Origin of the sequence: Pseudobutyrivibrio sp. UC1225, assembly GCF_900115215.1 — a bacterium.
Taxonomy (GTDB): Bacteria; Bacillota; Clostridia; order Lachnospirales; family Lachnospiraceae; genus Pseudobutyrivibrio.
The window spans coordinates 232,462-250,808 of sequence record NZ_FOVQ01000001.1; the positions used below are offsets into that span (position 1 = coordinate 232,462).

An 18,347-nucleotide genomic window follows, 5' to 3' on the forward strand; every position below is an offset into this window, starting at 1 on the left:
GGAATTAAACATCCAGCTCAGCTTCCTTTGCATGCTTATAAATAAACTGCTTACGAGGAGCAACATCACTACCCATAAGAAGCTCTGTAACTTCTGAAGCCATAAGACCGTCCTCAATTTCTACAAGCTTAAGCTTACGACGTTCTGGATCAAGTGTAGTCTCCCAAAGCTGCTCAGCATCCATCTCACCAAGACCCTTGTATCGCTGAAGAGTAAAGGATTTTCCTTCCATCTTTTTACGATATTTTTCAAGAGCAACATCATCATAAAGATATTCCTCTTCTCCCTTTGATGGGATTGCCTTGTAAAGAGGTGGCATTGCAATATAAACATGGCCTTCTCTAATAAGCTCTGGCATAAATCTGTAGAAGAATGTCAGAAGAAGTGTACTGATATGAGCACCATCCACGTCGGCATCTGCCATAATAACAATTTTGTTGTAACGAAGCTTTGTAATATCAAAGTCATTACCGTAGCCTTCTGAAAAACCACAGCCAAAAGCATTAATTAGAGTCTTAATTTCCGCATTGGCAAGAACCTTGTCCATTGATGCTTTTTCAACGTTAAGAATCTTACCTCTGATAGGCATGATTGCCTGATACATACGATTACGTGCTTTCTTTGCTGAACCACCAGCGGAATCTCCCTCTACGATAAAGATTTCGCATTTATCTGCTTCACGGGATTCGCAGTTAGCGAGCTTTCCATTCTGATCAAAGGAGAACTTCTGCTTTGTAAGAAGATTAGTCTTTGCTTTCTCTTCGGATTTACGAATCTTGGCACTCTTCTCTGCACAGGAAATGATTGCCTTTAAAGTCTCTAAGTTTCTATCAAAGAATAAAACGAATTCATCCTGGCATACTTTCTGAGTAGCCTTAGATGCATCTGGGTTATCAAGCTTTGTCTTAGTCTGTCCTTCAAAACGTGGATCAGGATGCTTAATACTGACAATTGCTGTGATACCATTTCTAACGTCTGCACCAGTAAAGTTGGCATCCTTATCTTTGAGAATACCAAGCTCACGAGCATAGTTATTAATTACTGTAGTAAGTACAGTTTTAAATCCTGTAATGTGTGTACCACCCTCAGAGTTGTAAATGTTGTTACAGAAGCCGAGGATATTCTCCTTGAATTCGTTGCAGTACTGGAAGGCCACCTCAAGCTCTACATCATCGCATTTACCTTTGAAGTAAACAACATCGTGAAGAGTCTCTGCTGATTTGTTAATTTCCTTAACAAATCCCATGATTCCCTCAGGCTCATGATATGTAATATATTCTGGTGTCTCACCACGTAAATCTGCATAGTTGATAGTGAGACCTGGATTAAGATAAGCAGTCTCGTGAAGACGTGACTTTACCTCATCCTCCTTAAAATATGTCTTTTCAAATATTTCTGCATCTGGAAGGAAATTGATCTTTGTTCCGTGCTTGTTTGTCTTTGAAACCTTTGGAAGAAGTCCGTCTACAAGCTTTTCTGTAGGAACACCTCTCTCGTATCTGTCGTGGTGAACAAATCCTTCACGGGAAATATCTACTACCATATATTCAGACAAAGCATTTACAACTGAAGAACCTACACCGTGCAAACCGCCCGAGGTCTTGTAAACACTGTCATCGAACTTTCCACCTGCGTGAAGTGTAGAGAATACAAGACGTGCTGCTGGAACACCCTTAGCGTGCATACCAACAGGAATACCACGACCATTATCTTCAACTGTACAGCTGCCATCCTTTTCGAGAGTAACATAAATAGTGTCACACTCTCCTGCAAGATGCTCATCAACTGAGTTGTCTACGATTTCGTATATAAGATGATTGAGACCTTTGCGTGAGGTAGAACCGATGTACATACCCGGACGCTTTCTAACAGCCTCAAGTCCCTCTAAAACAGATATACTGCTTTCATCATAGGTAACTTTTTTTGCCATAAAAATTCTCTCTTTCAAAAAAATAATTATAAACGTCTATAAAACGTCTAAAAGGCGTCTGGATTTCCAGGCGCCAGTTAATATCAATTTAGTGTTTTCCGGTAGAACCAAAACCACCAGCTCCACGAGCTGTATCTGAAAGCTCTGATACTTCAGAAAATTCTACTGAAAGGAAAGGCACTACTACAAGCTGAGCAATCTTTTCTGCTGGTGTAATAACCCTCTCAACCTCTCCATCATTGTGAAGAGCAACCTTAACTTCTCCCCTGTAATCTGAATCAACTACACCTACACAGTTTGCAGGACGAAGACCTTCTTTTGCAGAAAGTCCGCTTCGTGCAAAAACACCGCCAAAATAACCAACTGGAATCTCCATTGCAAGTCCTGTACCAATCATCTTGGTCTCGTGTGGTGCAATCTTTACCTCCTCTGTAACGTCTGCAAACAAATCATAGCCTGCAGCATACTCTGAACCTCTCTCTGGAAGCTTTGCAGAGTCGGTAAGCTTTGTAATATTAATATTCATAAAATAATAATCTCCCTTAGTCTAATCTACATGCAAAACAATCTGATCTAGCTTTCTAGTCTGAGGAACATCAATAACCCGCTGATTGATGCTTCCACGCCATTTTGCCTGTAAATCTATCTTATCAATTTCAAACTCCCCGTCAACAAGAACATCCACATATTCCATGATTTCCAAAGACTTAATTTCCTCGTAAGTGAATCCAGTATAGAGCCAGACGGTCTTGCCGGGAAACCTCTCCCTAATTTCCCGGGCAAGCTCCGTCACTTCCTTTCGATTTCCTGGATACAATGGGTCACCTCCGCTGAATGTAATTCCGGAAATATAGTCTCTGGACAGTACTTCAAACAATTCATCTTTGGCAGCCTGATCAAATTTCAGTCCACCTTCTGGGTCCCAAGTAATAGGATTCTGACAATCCTTGCAATGATGGTCACAGCCCGAAACCCAAAGCACAGCTCTAAGACCATCGCCATTAAGCATGTCATCTTTAGTTATATTATGATAATTCATTACAATTATTCTCCAAGTCTACAAAATCTTACATAGATTTACGATCAGCGATTTCCGCCATCTTCGCCTCGTTAAGACGTGTATCTCCCTTTACACGTGAGTAAGATAAATATCCATTCATTCGGTCAATTTTTGTGAGATTCTTGCTACCGCAAACTGGGCAAACATCCATCTCAAGTTCCTCATGTCCGCAATCATCGCAATATGAAAGGGAAAGGTTAACACCCTCATAGAAGCCCTTCTGCATAGCACGACGTACAAGTGTCTTTACAGCCTCACGGTTGTAGTTAATAGGATAACGAACATACTGAATCTTCCCACCGTTTGAAAGCTCCCAGAAGCGTCCTTCTTTATCCTGCTTTTCAATAGGTGTAATATCTTCTGTAACATGGCAATGGAAGGAATTTGAAACATATTCTCTATCAGATACGTTTTCTATAATTCCATATTTATTTCTGAACTGTTTTACCTGTAGTCCGCAAAGATTCTCAGCTGGTGTACCATAGATAGCATAAAGATTGCCATCCTCCTCCTTGAACTGATTAACCTTTTCATTGATGTGCTTGAGTACCTCTAATGCAAACTCTCCATCCTCAACAAGAGATTTACCATTGTAAAGCTCCTGAAGCTCATTGAAGGCTGTAATACCAAAGGAAGCTGTAGCCGCCTTTAAAAGAGGCTTAATCTTATCATGGAAGCCTAGATGTCCACCGTAGAAACCACCCTCACAGTATGCAAGTGGATTTGTAGATGCACGCATCTCTCCAAGATAAGCATATGTACGAATGTGAAGCTTTCTAATCATCTCCAAATAATAATCAAGTACTTCGTAGAAATCCTTAGATTCCTGACGTGCCTTTGCAAGAATCATTGGAAGATGAAGTGAAACTGCACCGATATTGAAACGACCAATAAAGACTGGCTCATCTTCATCATCAGCTGGCTTCATTCCTCCCCTTTCATACCAAGGCGAAAGGAAGGCTCTACATCCCATAGGTGATATTACCTTGCCATATTTTTTATACATGCTGGCAATGTAACCCTCGCCAGTAAGAGAAAGCCAATCTGGGTACATGGTCTTTCTTGAACAATCGATACCAGCTTCGAATACGTCCTCAAGCTCACCACCAGGTCCGTGAAGATTTTCATCATAAAGGAATACAACCTTAGGGAAAAGTACCGGCTTTTTAAAGCCAGGCTTACCCTGTCCGATTGAACGAACCTTAAGGCATGCTTTTGATGCCATCTTCGCAAATACGGATGTACCAAGACCGATTGTTACTGTGATAAATGGATAATCGCCACGTGATGAAGCAACAGTATTAAACTTGTACTCCCATCCCTGGAAGCCCTGCTCCATATCGCGCTGAACCTCAGCCATGGAAACTTCTTCTGCTTTTGTCTTATCGATTCCTAAATCAAGATATTTCTTTAAATACTTGTCATAAGAAATCTGAGCATACTTTTCCAGAATCTGATCTGCCTGTGGAATAGTAAAACCACCATACTGTTGGCTGGCAGCTGAAAGAACAATATCACCTATAACATCAAAGGCAACATCAAGGCTCTTTGGCTCGTTATAGAAAATGTTACCCATCTCAAAGCCACCTTCAAGAACAGATTTAACATCAAAAAGACAACAGTTCATTGTGTCTCTTCTGGCGTTCATATCATGAATGTAAATATAGCCATCACGAATAGCCTGAACTTCTTCTGTTGTAAGGAAGAATTTCTTGTAAAGCTCACGATTAAGCTCGTTAAAAATCAATGAACGCTTGGTAGAAACAAGGGCCGAATCAGTATTTGAATTCTCCTTGTCACCGATGTACATGATGTTCTGAGACTTCTTATAAACATCATCAAGCATCTGAACGAAATCCTGCTTATAGTTGCGGTAATCGCGGTAGCTCTTTGCAACCATTGGATTAACACGCTCCAAAGCACCCTCAACAATGTTATGCATTTGCGCAATCTCAATCTTCTCAAGGCCAAGCTCCTCCACTCTCTCCTCAACAAATTGACATATAAATTTCTCCTGCTCAGGAGTAAATTTTACAAGAACGCGTGTAGCTGACTTCCCCACAGCCTCTACAACTTTTTGTACATCAAATGGCTCAAGTGCACCATCCTTTTTAACTACAAAACGATTCATACCTAACCTCCGGAAATTTATTAAAAAACTGCTAATAATTTTAGAATTTTCTGTCAATATCTAGTTGATTCAAAACAAAAACTACTAGATATTGTGTTGATGGTTTTATACTACCACCACACTATCTAGTAGTCAATAGGTTCACAAAACACAAAATAAAGTTTAACAATTCAGACACATTTCACTAAAATCCCAGATTGTCGTTAACCAGAATCACGTGAATACGGCCTTCATGACGAGAATAGCGAGTCATAAGGAACTGACAACAAATTGTATCTGGTGACTTGCAGTCCATACAAGAACCTGTCTTAGCGCAAGGAGTAGATAATCCAAAACGCTGTGCATTAATAGGTGCCGCAACATTTCTTGCCCTCTTTATGGCAGAATCTACATCTGGACACACCTTATTCATTCCAACAATGAAAATAACATGCTTTGGTCCCTGGGCAATTGCTGAGACTCTGTTTGCATTACCATCGATGTTAATCATTACTCCATCTTCTGTAATTGCATTGGCACTACTGAGGAAATAATCAGCATCGTAAGTTGAAAGCATTGCTGCTCTTTTATCCGTTGCAGCATCTCTATCGATAAAGTGATATTCACCTTCTTTTAAAGCTTCAACAAGCCCGATTTCATGAGCTGACATTGCTCCACCCATAGAAATTGAAGAACCCTCAGGAATTAGCTCTAAAGCTTTCTTTAAAGCTTCTTCTTTATTTGAAGCATAATAACCACTCATGTTTCTAGACTCTAGTCCTTTAATAACCTTCTGTGCCAGTAATTCATTTCTTTTAATAATATTAGCGTCCATTTTTATCCTCCTTCTACATCAAATATTTATTTCAAGACCAACTTTCAGTTGTTCCAGTTTGTCTCCCAGTTCACTTTTTAATATTCCATAAGCCCTGTTTTTGGTGCAGTGGCCTGTGCATATATATTCAATATTCTTTTCCTTAAAAGTATTTGCTACTGACAGGATTTCCTCTTCACTCTTATTAAATAGATGTAAGCCACCTATATATCCGTATATACGTTTTTCAGGAAAGGTAGATTGCACTTCATTTATAATATTTTCAACTCCACCATGGGAACAAGAATTTAAAATCACAAGACCTTTTTTAGTATCTAGAACAAGACTTTGTTCATGGGCAAAGTCATCAGGAAACCATTTATGGTTTGCCTTTATAAACATTTTTTCTCTTTTTCCTATCAAAGATAATCCTTCAGACTTATGAGGGATTAGATAGACTCCCTCCATAAGTTTATAGTCTCCAGACACTTTTTCGATTCTATCAGGATAATCTCTTAGCACGTGTTTTGGGATGCCGATATAGACTCTAAAGAACTTGCGCTTATGGTAGCAATTTTCAAGAGCCTCCTCACGCAAATAGAATTTTGCCTTGGAATTATTTTTAAAGAACGAAGGCATTCCATTTCCATGATCATAATGAGCATGACTAAGAACCCCATAATCAATATCAGCCACATCAAAACCAAGGCTTTTAAGATTACTCAAATATAAATTTGAAGCCCCTGTATCTAGTAAAATTTTCTTATCAGAAAACTCTATCAAAAGAGATAACCCCCATTCTCCTTCTAGTCCCATATTTGAAATATTATCTACTATAACCGTAATTTTCGCGCCCATAACATCTCTCCGTGAAACCTTCATTTACAAATGAATAAACTATATGGTACCCTCTAATACGAGGTGAAATTAATGACTACAAAATCAAACCGTAAATCACAATTTGATATAATTCGTATTCTCGCAATACTTATGATATTTAACTACCACTTTTGTATGGAGGCTGGTGCCAGCCAGTCCTTTTTTTGCGTATATAAAAATGGTGGTTGGGGAAGTGTTGGTACCAGCATCTTTTTCCTTCTTTCTGGATATCTAATCCATATGGGAAGTAAGAATACTAATATATCTACGTATTTAAAAAAGCGATTTTTATCTATATATCCATCCCTTTGGCTTAGTTTTATCATAGTGTATTTATTGACTAGTATTAACAAAAATAATTACCTATGGGGCGGGGAGATATGGAGAATTGCTTTATCTATTCTTGGAGTAGATACTTATCTTCAGTACTACTACGTTCCAACCTACTCATGTGTTGGTGAATGGTTCACCGCCATGATTATATTCTTATATATAGCTTATTTGCTACTTCGTATTCTTATAAAAAAATATCCTGTGATTTCATCAATCGTAATTGCGATTCTGTACTTTACCGAATGTATACGAGGAATACAGCCAACTGTTCCAGCCGATGCAAGTATTTTTACAGGTATTATGCTTTTCTGGATTGGAATGATGTTCCAGGAATATCCAACAATACTAAAGCCTGTTTGGTGGAAAATAATTTCTGCCATTGCAGTTATTCTTTTAGTATTGTTTGTAAAGCTACCATTCATAGGGAACGTTCTTCCATGGAAAAATCTTCTTGGAATAGCAATTTTTTATGTTTTATATGTGTTATTTTCTTCAATAAAATACAGTGAAACAACTGCTAAAGTATTGAAATTCTTCAGTTCATTATCTTTCGCTTTTTATTTGGTGCATCATTTTGTTATGCTTCAAATTATTGAAAGATATGGCATCGTTAATATCGTATTTACGTATATCATGGCTTTGATTATTACAATATTAACAGCATCTGCTGTTACAAATATCACAAATAAAATACGTTATAAAAGGTAGCACCTATTAAAATAAATCCAGCATGCTATCCAAATATATTTCTTCTCTGACTTTTAGTTGATATTCTGGTTTAGTCATGTAGTATAACAAAAATTCAAGTATAACTGCACTACCCAAGCCTCTGCCTTCAATTTTAAAATTCGAGAATCCGCTAGGCATATAGATATTTAATATATCCTCTTTTCCAATGAATCCCGGATTGTTCATGGCATCAGAAAATCTATAACCATTAGATGCAGTAGGTGAAACACATATGTGATCCTCACAGGCTTCACCAAGACTTTTTCTACTAACATTTTCATAGCAGTTTTTTCTATCATAACAGTTGAACCAACAACATTCATTACACAAGAATTCCACTTTATCTTTTTGTTCCTGTGTCAATGAATTAAGGCTGTCAAATTCTCTATTAAGTCTAAAATCTGGAACTACAAAAGAATACTCTTTGCAATTTAATTCATTCTTAAACTCTTCGAAATCAGTAATAACCTTTGTTGTGCTTGAAACAAAATAATAGTTTGTATAATTATTCTTTATGTAATTAAGCAGTAAATCCGAATATACGATAATGCCATTTTGCTTTGTTCCATTATTCTCAAATAACTTACATAACAAGTTGCACTTTCTATCTGTAAGATGTTCCTCTTTTAAAAGAGAATTGCTAAAGGTCAATCGTGATGAAATATCAAATTTTTTCATAAGTGAAGCTACTGCTTCTGGACTTTCATCCCCAAAACCAACACGTCCACCTCCCCAAATACAATCATCAGGGGCACCATAGATAGAACCAATTTCGCACCAATCATAAAAATATTCTCTATGATTATAAAAAAGAGGAAGAAAGACTTTATAAAGTTCATAAAACTCAAACAACCCCGGAAGGTGATAATAACATTTCAAAATCTCTCTACCTCTATTCAATCATAATATTTTTCTAGGAAACACAACTTGTATTAATAGCCTCAATAAGTGGTTTAATATAAGATTTGTCAGTCCAGTCATGTTTATCGGTACCAGCTTCCATCAAAGCTTTTTCCCAAACCTCATAATCCTTTGGATCTTTCTTTGCTACAGACTTTTGAAGCATTTTACAAAGATTTCTATCCATAAAGGACATATTATCCATATCCCATCCTCCACGGAAATAGAAAAACGGAAGCATCTTCAAATAATCCTTCATATTATGATCAAAGATGAAGCTAATAGCACCTTCTTCAATAGGTGATGCACCATCGCAGAAGACATATAACTGCTTATCCTTGAGTGCATCAATATGCTTCTTTAGAAAAGACAATCCTGCAATTCCCTGAGCATAAAGACCTCCACCAAAAACTACTGTATCATACTCTTTTATATCTTCAATCTTTGCATGCTTAACATCAATACAATCAAAGCCTGTCTCTTCCGCAATCCACTGAGCATATCGCTTTGTAGCACCATACTTTGACTTATAAATTACTACACCTTTCATAACTTTATCCTCCAACCTTTCCCAATTAAGCTACAAATTTATGTCACTGTTTAATATTCTACCTTATTTTGAAAATAAATCTATAGGAAATAGTCTTCTCAATAAATAATTTGACACATTTTAATAGTATTATAGTGGCTAGGTATTTTTAGCTTTTGAGGTGAAAGATATATGATTTGGTTAATAATGTTTGTAGGTGCTGCCTTAGGAGCAATTCTAGGCTCCATCTACATGATTAATTCAATAGCAAAATTTTCATTTATAAAAAACAAGCTGGTTGCTTTTATTATTATCGCAGCATTATTTCTCTTGTTTTTCTTCACGTTAGGATGGATTAATGCTCTTACAATAAGCATTTATACTACGCTATTCTTCCTGATTTTTGGAATACTAGTTAAAATACTAAAGCTAAAATATAACCTGCCGACTTCAATTCATTGGCAGGGATGGCTAGCTATATTTACTTCTATCCTGTATCTTGGAACAGGCTACTATCTTTGCGTTTCTGTTGTGGAGAAAGACTATAATCTATCTACTACTAAAAATATTGAGCCTATAACAGTCGCTATGATTGCAGATTCTCATATTGGCACCATCTTTGATGGCGATGGCTTTGCCAAACACTTAAAGACTATAGAGAATCAAAATCCGGATATTCTTTTAATAGCTGGAGATTTTGTAGATGATGGCACAAAAAGGCTTGATATGGAAAAAGCTTGCAAGGCTTTAGGTGAAATGAACCTTAAATACGGAGTCTGGTATTCCTATGGCAATCACGATGAAGGCTATTTTAATCATAGAGATTTTTCTGCAGAAGATTTAGAAAAAAGTCTATTAGAAAATGGAATTCACATATTAGCAGACCAGTATGAGCTTATAGATAATAACTTTTATCTTGTTGGAAGGTTAGATAAAAATGTTAATGGAGATATCAGAAAGACAATTGCTGATTTACTTCTAGACATCCCCGATGATAAATACATAATTGTTATGGATCATGAACCAAATGATTATAATGCAGAATCCAACTCTAAAGCAGATTTAGTTGTCTCGGGACATACTCATGGAGGCCAGATGATTCCAATACGTCATATTGGAGTGCTTGTTGGTGCCAATGATTTCACCTACGGATATACGAATATTAACAATACTGATTTTATCGTTACCTCTGGTATATCGGATTGGGCTCTAAAATTTAAGACTGGTGTTAGGTCTGAATACGTAATAATAAATATAAAATAAGAGATGGGAATATTTTTCCCATCTCTTTTACATGTCATCCTAGACCTACTAAAATAGATTGATAAACTATCTTTGTACTACATTAAAAGCATTAAGACTATAGGCTTCTATATTATCAATGCTTCCGTCTATAGTAATTGAATTCTTGGCATCCTTAGGCTTAAAACATTTTGTAGTGAAGGTATAAAGACCATCATTAATAAAGATTTCTATACTACATGTATCTACATAAATCTTCATGTTTTCTATTTTCTCACCGTCAGCTAACTTAAGCTTTCTGCTAGTTCTATTGCTTCCTAGCATCTCATCACTAAATGAGAATACCAAGTCATTTGTAAGCTTATTGTATTTAACATCAAAACCTTTGTTAAACTGAATAGAAAAATCGTCCAGTCCAAACTCTGATAGATTTAATTCATATGAATCAACGTCAGCAATGTTTTTGATATCAATTTTTTCTTCTCTTAAATCCATGATTTCAGCAACAGGCTGCTGAAGCAATTTCCCGGAATTGCTATCATAGACTAATTCCCTTGGCAATGACAACATATGCTGCCATCCATCATCTATTGAAATATCATGACCATATTCCGCATCAGGCATACCCATCCAGGCAATTAGGATGGTTCTTTTCTTTTCGTCTACATATGTCTGTGGAGCGTAAAAATCAAAACCATAATCCCATTCTGTAAATTCGCCTAAGCCCTTGCCATCAGCCAATAAATCCTTTTTTGCATTAAAATAACCAGCCTGGTAAATATTTTGGAAAGAATACTCTTTCGCCTCCAAGCCCTGAGGAGATACTGACAAGAACTGTTTGCCATCTACATAAAATAAGTCAGGACATTCCCACATATAACCAAATTTTTCAAACTCTATAAAATGACTAAATTTCCAATTAATCTTATCCTTGGATTTAAATAAAATAACGCATCCTTCATCACTCTTTTTTCTTGCCCCAAGAGTCATGTAGTAATAGTCATCCTGATACCAAACCTTAGGGTCTCGAACATGAAGAGTAAGATTATCTGGATAATCCTCACTTCTCAGTAATACTCTTTTTTCGCTAGCATCTATTCCGTCCTCGCTAGTTACTAAAATGGTATTACTCTCTCTTCCTTCAAGGATATAGTCATAATCTCCTGGATGCTTAACGTTACCTGTGTAATAAATATACATTTTATTATCTTCCACGTAAGCGCATCCTGAATAAACACCACTTGCATCCTCAGGCCTATCAGGCTTCATGAATACTCCTGTGAACTCATAATTAATGAAATCCTTTGTGGAGTAATGCCCCCAGTCCTTTTCACCGCCCTTAGGATCATCTGGTGAATACTGGAAAAATATGTGATGTACACCATCAAGCTGGCAAAGACCATTAGGGTCATTAAGCCAGCCTGAAATAGGAAAAAGATGAAATCTAGGAGTTAAATACTTTTTTTCTTTTATACTCATCTAATAAACACCTTTTATTTTGTTACTTTTAAAACCTTCTCACTGAAATCAGTGTTACCTGTCTTGATTGTACTAACCTCAGCAAACTTCTGTGTGTTAGAAACAATAACTGGTGTAACAAGTGGGTAACCAGCCTTTGTAATAGCATCCATATCAAATGTTACAAGAGTCTGTCCACAAGCAACCTTGTCACCCTGAGCAACGTGTGCTTTAAAGTGTTCTCCATTTAATTTAACGGTATCAAGACCGATGTGAATAAGAACCTCAATGCCATCATCACTTACAAGACCAATAGCATGCTTTGTATCATAAAGCATAGCAACAGTTCCATTGAAAGGAGCAACAACCTTACCCTCTGCTGGATTAATTGCAACGCCCTTTCCAAGTGCCTCGCTTGCGAATACCTTATCAGGAGCCTCTGTAAGAGGAATAATCTCTCCCTTAAGAGGAGCATATACTGAATCTGCATCTACATTTACTTCAGACTTTGTCTCAACAACAACAGAAGGAGTCTTCTCCTCATCATTATAAAGAATCCAAGATGCTGCAAAAGCTACAACAGATGCAACTGCAAATGTAAGTAAATATCCTGGTAAACAATCAGTTACGATAAGAAGTCCAAATAAACCTGTAATACCGTTTGCTGTAGCATAAACACCCATGATAGATGCTACACAAGCACCTGCGGCACCACCAATCATACCTGCGATAAATGGCTTTCCGTAACGAATATTAACACCGAAGATAGCTGGTTCTGTAATACCCATGAAAGCTGAAAGTGAAGCTGGAAGGGCCATAGCCTTTGTCTTATTGTTTTTAGTCTTTAATGATACTGCAAGAGCAGCTGCACCCTGTGCTACATTAGCTGCTGTAGCGATAGGCATCCAGATATTCATACCATTATCAGAAAGCATCATCATCTCGATTGCATTGTACATGTGGTGAGCACCAGCAAGTACTGTTGGAGCATAAAAACCACCCATAAGGAATGCACCAACACCAAATGGAATAGTGATAAGTGCCTTAGCTCCTGAAAGAACCCATGTCTCAATCTGAGCAAAAATAGGTCCAACGAATGTCATAGCGATGAAACCTGCAATAAGTACTGAACAAAGTGGTGTTACAAAAAGATCAAACATTTCTGGAACAATCTTATGTAATTTCTTTTCGATAGTACACATTAACCAAACAGAAAGAATGATAGGAATAACGTGTCCCTGATAACCAACATTTGCAATGTTCCAAGCACCAAACCAAGACCAAAGTGTAGTTGTCTCAGCACCGCTTGCTACTGTCCAAGCATTAACAAGACTAGGATGAATCATAATCATACCAATTACTGCGCCAAGATAGATATTTCCACCAAAAATCTTAGCTGCTGAAATAGCTATAAGGATTGGTAAGAATGTAAGTGCAGTATTTGAGAACATATTTACAAGATTATAGAAATATGAATCTGCCATTGATGGCCAAATCTGCACAAGGCCACCAAGTAAACCGTTTAAAAGTCCAGTTGCAACAATAGCTGGAATAATTGGGATAAAGATATCGCCAAGAGTCTTGATAGCTCGCTTCCACCATGGTGCCTTGCTTGCAGCAACCTGCTTAAGCTCTTCCTTTGTAGATGCCTCGATACCGGCTATATCAATAAACTCGTCATATACCTTATTAACTGTACCTGTACCGATGATAAGCTGAAGCTGACCTGATGCATCAAATACACCCTTAACTCCATCTATCTCCTCTAATGCTGGTACATTAACCTTGCTGTTGTCAGCAATTACTAATCTAAGTCTAGTTGCACAATGTGCAGCTGAGATTAAATTATCTTTTCCGCCAATCTGTTCGTAGATCTGGCTTGCACACGATCTGTAATCCATGTTTTTCCCTTTCTGTTTTTCCTTTAATGAATATACGATAAAATCGATTAATATCACTTATGAAATCGATTTCACATCTTGGTGACATTATATAACTAGTAAGGCAAAATTCCTATTAGTAATGTGTGATAACGATTTCACATATTTTTTATATGTTTTTCACAAAATAATCTATAAAAGCCTAATTATCCTTACAAAAATTGATTTAGACCTGTCTAACAAATATAATATTAGTGAAAACGATTTCAATAATATTTTAGGAGAAACCCATGAATATTAATCAAATAGCAAAACTTGCAGGCGTATCCCCAGCAACAGTTTCCAGATACCTAAACAATGGATACCTAAGTGAGGAAAAGCGCCAGGCAATCGCTAAAGTAATAGATGAGACTGGATATATTCCATCTACCCAGGCTCAAACTCTCAGAACCAAGAAAACCAAGATTATCGGGGTTATTATCCCTAAGATTGATTCGGATTCCATTTCACAGGTTGTGGCTGGTATTGGCGAGGTCCTTAATGAAAAGGACTATAAAATGCTTTTGGCCAACACAGATAACCATGATGAAAAGGAAATAGAATTTATTAATACATTCAAACAGAACATTGTTGATGGCATCATCCTCCTTGGAACTACACTTACACCTAAGCATAAAAAAGCCCTAAAAGACCTTACAATCCCATATGTAGTCTTAGGACAACAGACTGATATTTCCACCTGTATATTCCATGATGATTACACAGCAGCATACGAATTAGCAGATTACATCATAAATAAAGGTCATAAAAATATTGGCTACATTGGTGTTACTGAAAAAGATATTGCTGTAGGTGTAAATAGAAGGAAAGGCTTTCTTGATGCCCTGGAAAAACACAATATCAAGCTTCCTGCCAAGCTCATCAAGACCGGCTCATTCTACATGGATAATGGCTATGAAAATGCTAAGGCTCTACTTTGCCAGAATAAAAATATTGATGCTATTTTGTGCGCTACAGATACTATAGCTTTAGGTGCTATCAAATACCTAAACGAAAATAAAATAAAGATTCCTGGCGAAATTGCTGTTGCCGGCTTTGGGGAAAGCAAGCCATCTTCCATCCTTTCTCCTAGTCTCACTACAGTACATTTCTATTACAGAGAATGCGGAATTGAAGGTGCCACCTTCTTACTAAATAAAATAAACAAACCTGATATTCCTGATAAAGCTATGAAATTAGGCTTTGAAATAATAGAAAATCAATCTGTTTAACAAGTAATTACATATTTAAAGAAAATAAAAAAAGGTAACCAACTTGATGACGTTAGTTACCTTTTTTCTTACCATTCCATATCTGAAGTTTCGTCCTTCTTTGAACGTGTCATTAATTCATAAACTGCATCCTTCGCAGCCATTCCATCAAATAAAACAGCATTAACGACATCAACGATTGGCATTTCTATATTATATTTTTCAGCAAGCTTCTTTGCTGCCTTTGCAGAATAAACGCCTTCTACAACCATTGCAACCTTTTCCATTGCATCATCCTTAGACATTCCCTGTCCAATATAAAAGCCTGCCATTCTATTTCGAGAATGCATTGATGAGCAAGTTACAATAAGATCACCAACACCAGTAAGACCGGCCAAAGTCTCAGCCTGTCCGCCCATAGCTACAGCAAGTGCGGATATCTCCTTGATACCACGTGTAATAAGTGCTGCTTTTGCATTATCACCAAAGCCTAGTCCATCAGACATACCAGCAGCAAGTGCAATGACATTCTTAAGAGCTGCACCAACCTCGATACCCTTTACATCTGGTGAGGAATATACTCTAAAGTATTTATTCATGAAAAGATTCTGAACAAAAAGAGAAGTCTGTCTGTCAGTAGAGCCTGCAACAACAAGAGTAGGTTTAAAAACTACTACTTCCTCTGCATGGCTTGGGCCAGATAATACGCATATACGTTTTTCGCATCCTAAGACATCCTCTAAAATTTCTGTCTGAGTGTAAAGTGTCTCCTCTTCGATACCCTTTGTTACAGTAATAAATATCTGATTATCATTAACATATGGTTTGATTTTTTCAGCCGTCTCTCTGGTTGCCTTTGAAGGAACTGCCATAAGAACTACATCAGCTGTCTTTGCAGCATCCTCAATATCTGCTGTAAAAATCATAGATTCAGGAAGCTTTACTCCCTTAATCTTATCGCTGGTATGAGTGTCATTCATCTGGTCTACCTGAGACTGTCTATGCGACCAAACCTTTACCTCATGTCCATTCTTATTAAGCATAACAGCCAGGGCAATGCCCCAGCTGCCTGCACCTAAAACACTAATTCTAGCCATAAAATACCTCTAGTCTATCAAAGTCTTACGCTAGTTACGCAAACAAGCCTAAGTGTTATTTCACTCAACTAACATGTTTCGTTCAATAACCTTAGAGCTTGTTTACTACTAGCTTGTTATTTTCATTTTATGATGTAATACTCACGCTCTTGTCTCTGGATGAAAAGAGAACTTATTTTCATTTCCATTAATTAAACGCTTGATGTTGGCGTGGTGAAGCACGATTGCGAGACCTGAAACGAAGCAACAAATTACAAGTACTTCTACAAGCTCTGATCCTTTAAATGGTACTAATCCGAAATAAGCTCCAACAAGCATTTCAACTGCAAAGGATAAACATCCAATAATTGAGCCAAGTGATACGTAGCGTGTAAGTGCCACAAGAGCAATGAAAATACACGCTGGAATTGGAAGTCCCATAGGGAATAAGGCAATGATAAATCCGAGTGTAGAAGCTACACCCTTACCGCCCTTAAAATGCATGTAACAAGGAAAATCATGTCCTAAAACTGTACCAAGGCCTGCATAAACCATGTAGATGCTTACATCATCAAAAAATCTGTGATAAGTAAGCCAAACAACAAAACATGCAACTACACATTTAAAACAGTCCCAAAGTAAAGTAATAAGACCGGCAGGAACTCCAAGATTACGCATTGTGTTTGTAGACCCTACATTACCGCTGCCTACTTTTGTAAGATCAATGTGCTTTGACTTTCCAATAAAATACCCCATCAAAATCATGCCAAAGCAGTAACCAATTAATACAGCAATAATTCTCCCAATAATCATTATTCGTTTTCCTTTCTCTCTCTAATTATAAATTTCAGAGATGTTCCTTCGAAGCCAAATGCATCTCTGATTCGGTTCTCAAGGTATCGTACATATGAGAAGTGCATCAGGTACTTCTCATTTACGAAAATAACGAAAGTTGGTGGCTTAACAGCAACCTGAGTTGTATAGAAAATCTTAAGTCTCTTACCCTTATCTGTAGGTGGCTGCTGAAGAGCAACTGCCTCACTAACAATTTCATTAAGTACACCAGTGGCAATACGCATTGAATTGTTCTCAATAACAGCATCAATAGTCTCGTAAATCTTACCAAGACGCTGTCCGCTCTTTACAGAAATGAAAAGGATAGATGCATAAGGCATAAATGAAAGAATCTGACGAATCTTTGTCTCGTGCTCTTTCATGGTCTTATCATTCTTTTCAATGGCATCCCACTTGTTTACACAAATAATTATACCCTTTCCACGCTCATGAGCAATACCAGCAATCTTTGCATCCTGCTCTGTAACACCTTCTGTAGCATCAATCATAATAATAACAACATCAGCCTTTTCTACAGAAGCAACGGCACGAACAATGGAATATCTTTCAAGATCTTCTTTGATTTTGCTCTTACGACGAAGACCTGCTGTATCAATGAAAATATAATCCTTGTGATTGTAGCGAACTCTAGTATCCACAGCATCTCTTGTAGTACCTGCAATATCAGAAACAATAACTCGCTCCTCACCACAAAGCTTATTAATAAGTGATGACTTTCCTACGTTTGGCTTACCAATAACGGCAATCTTTGGAGTGTCATCCTCTTTCTCCTCGCCAGTCTGCTCAGGGAAGTATTCCACAACCTTATCAAGCATATCACCAAAACCAAGACGACTTGAAGCTGAAACTGGAACTGGATCACCAATTCCAAGATTATAGAACTCGTAAACATCAGCCATATCACGCTCAAAGCTATCTACTTTGTTTACAACAAGAATAACTGGCTTATGACTACGTCTAAGCATATCTGCAACCTTTGAATCACTATCCTGTAATCCCTGCTTAACGTCAACAAGGAAAATGATAACATCAGCTGTATCGATGGCAATCTGAGCCTGCTCACGCATCTGTGAAAGAATAATATCCTTTGAATCTGGCTCAATACCACCTGTATCAATCATGGTGAAATCATAGTTCAGCCATGAAACATCTGCATATATACGATCTCTTGTAACACCAGGAGTATCTTTTACAATAGATATTCTTTCTCCTGCAAGAGCATTAAATAAAGTAGATTTTCCAACATTTGGACGACCTACAATAGCTACTACTGGTCTTGACATATATTACCTCTTTTCTGAA

At 37.3% G+C, this 18,347-nt stretch carries 16 protein-coding genes; 3 read left to right on the forward strand and 13 right to left on the reverse strand.

The genetic code is table 11. From position 1 onward, the window contains the following. Positions 1–4 precede the first annotated feature (4 nt). The 6 genes from BMZ41_RS01150 to BMZ41_RS01175 all read right to left on the reverse strand — a co-directional run bounded on the left by BMZ41_RS01150 (position 5) and on the right by BMZ41_RS01175 (position 6,772). Positions 5–1,930, reverse strand: a complete 1,926-nt coding sequence (locus tag BMZ41_RS01150) for a DNA gyrase/topoisomerase IV subunit B (protein ID WP_090166402.1) — start codon at positions 1,928–1,930, stop codon at positions 5–7. 88 nt (positions 1,931–2,018) lie between these two features. Next, positions 2,019–2,456 (reverse strand): dUTP diphosphatase, encoded by a 438-nt coding sequence (dut, locus tag BMZ41_RS01155; RefSeq protein ID WP_090166400.1) that lies wholly within the window; start codon positions 2,454–2,456, stop codon positions 2,019–2,021. A 21-nt stretch (positions 2,457–2,477) separates the two neighbouring features. Beyond that, the gene (nrdG, locus tag BMZ41_RS01160) at positions 2,478–2,969 is read right to left on the reverse strand and encodes an anaerobic ribonucleoside-triphosphate reductase activating protein (RefSeq protein WP_090166398.1); all 492 of its coding nucleotides are present in this window, start codon (positions 2,967–2,969) and stop codon (positions 2,478–2,480) included. 28 nt (positions 2,970–2,997) lie between these two features. Further along, positions 2,998–5,121 (reverse strand): anaerobic ribonucleoside-triphosphate reductase, encoded by a 2,124-nt coding sequence (nrdD, locus tag BMZ41_RS01165; RefSeq protein ID WP_090526456.1) that lies wholly within the window; start codon positions 5,119–5,121, stop codon positions 2,998–3,000. 184 nt (positions 5,122–5,305) lie between these two features. Continuing rightward, entirely contained in the window at positions 5,306–5,935 is a 630-nt protein-coding gene (locus BMZ41_RS01170) for a lactate utilization protein (RefSeq protein WP_090166394.1), read from the reverse strand. Positions 5,936–5,953: 18 nt separating this feature from the next. Beyond that, a complete protein-coding gene (locus BMZ41_RS01175) occupies positions 5,954–6,772 on the reverse strand; it encodes an MBL fold metallo-hydrolase (protein ID WP_090526458.1) in 819 nt (272 codons plus the stop codon). 72 nt (positions 6,773–6,844) lie between these two features. On the opposite strand from BMZ41_RS01175, the gene BMZ41_RS01180 reads away from it, so the two are divergent. Then, complete coding sequence (locus tag BMZ41_RS01180) at positions 6,845–7,834, forward strand: acyltransferase family protein (protein WP_090526460.1); 990 nt, start codon at positions 6,845–6,847, stop codon at positions 7,832–7,834. A gap of 6 nt (positions 7,835–7,840) precedes the next feature. Here the strand turns inward: BMZ41_RS01180 and BMZ41_RS01185 are convergent, their stop codons facing one another. Together BMZ41_RS01185 and BMZ41_RS01190 are read right to left on the reverse strand one after the other, a co-directional pair. Further along, entirely contained in the window at positions 7,841–8,734 is an 894-nt protein-coding gene (locus BMZ41_RS01185; RefSeq protein ID WP_090526463.1) for a hypothetical protein, read from the reverse strand. A gap of 34 nt (positions 8,735–8,768) precedes the next feature. Continuing rightward, positions 8,769–9,305: a flavodoxin domain-containing protein gene (locus BMZ41_RS01190; RefSeq protein WP_090526465.1), complete on the reverse strand. Its 537-nt coding sequence runs from the start codon at positions 9,303–9,305 to the stop codon at positions 8,769–8,771. A gap of 171 nt (positions 9,306–9,476) precedes the next feature. Here BMZ41_RS01190 and BMZ41_RS01195 point away from each other — a divergent pair, with 171 nt between their 5' ends. Beyond that, positions 9,477–10,547 (forward strand): metallophosphoesterase, encoded by a 1,071-nt coding sequence (locus tag BMZ41_RS01195; RefSeq protein WP_090526467.1) that lies wholly within the window; start codon positions 9,477–9,479, stop codon positions 10,545–10,547. Positions 10,548–10,613: 66 nt separating this feature from the next. Here BMZ41_RS01195 and BMZ41_RS01200 read toward each other — a convergent pair whose 3' ends face one another. Both BMZ41_RS01200 and BMZ41_RS01205 read right to left on the reverse strand, forming a co-directional pair. Then, a complete protein-coding gene (locus tag BMZ41_RS01200; protein ID WP_090526470.1) occupies positions 10,614–12,005 on the reverse strand; it encodes a glycoside hydrolase family 32 protein in 1,392 nt (463 codons plus the stop codon). 14 nt (positions 12,006–12,019) lie between these two features. Beyond that, complete coding sequence (locus BMZ41_RS01205; protein WP_090526472.1) at positions 12,020–13,885, reverse strand: PTS sucrose transporter subunit IIABC; 1,866 nt, start codon at positions 13,883–13,885, stop codon at positions 12,020–12,022. Between the two features lie 269 nt (positions 13,886–14,154). On the opposite strand from BMZ41_RS01205, the gene BMZ41_RS01210 reads away from it, so the two are divergent. Next, a complete protein-coding gene (locus BMZ41_RS01210) occupies positions 14,155–15,135 on the forward strand; it encodes a LacI family DNA-binding transcriptional regulator (protein ID WP_090526474.1) in 981 nt (326 codons plus the stop codon). Between the two features lie 68 nt (positions 15,136–15,203). Here BMZ41_RS01210 and BMZ41_RS01215 read toward each other — a convergent pair whose 3' ends face one another. The 3 genes from BMZ41_RS01215 to der all read right to left on the reverse strand — a co-directional run bounded on the left by BMZ41_RS01215 (position 15,204) and on the right by der (position 18,328). Next, complete coding sequence (locus tag BMZ41_RS01215) at positions 15,204–16,211, reverse strand: NAD(P)H-dependent glycerol-3-phosphate dehydrogenase (RefSeq protein WP_090526476.1); 1,008 nt, start codon at positions 16,209–16,211, stop codon at positions 15,204–15,206. A gap of 141 nt (positions 16,212–16,352) precedes the next feature. Further along, on the reverse strand, positions 16,353–17,003 hold the full coding sequence (locus BMZ41_RS01220) for a glycerol-3-phosphate acyltransferase (RefSeq protein WP_242870607.1): 651 nt from the start codon (positions 17,001–17,003) through the stop codon (positions 16,353–16,355). Further along, complete coding sequence (gene der / locus BMZ41_RS01225; RefSeq protein ID WP_090526478.1) at positions 17,003–18,328, reverse strand: ribosome biogenesis GTPase Der; 1,326 nt, start codon at positions 18,326–18,328, stop codon at positions 17,003–17,005. The genes BMZ41_RS01220 and der overlap by 1 nt, the downstream gene beginning before the upstream one ends. Between the last annotated feature and the right edge of the window lie 19 nt (positions 18,329–18,347).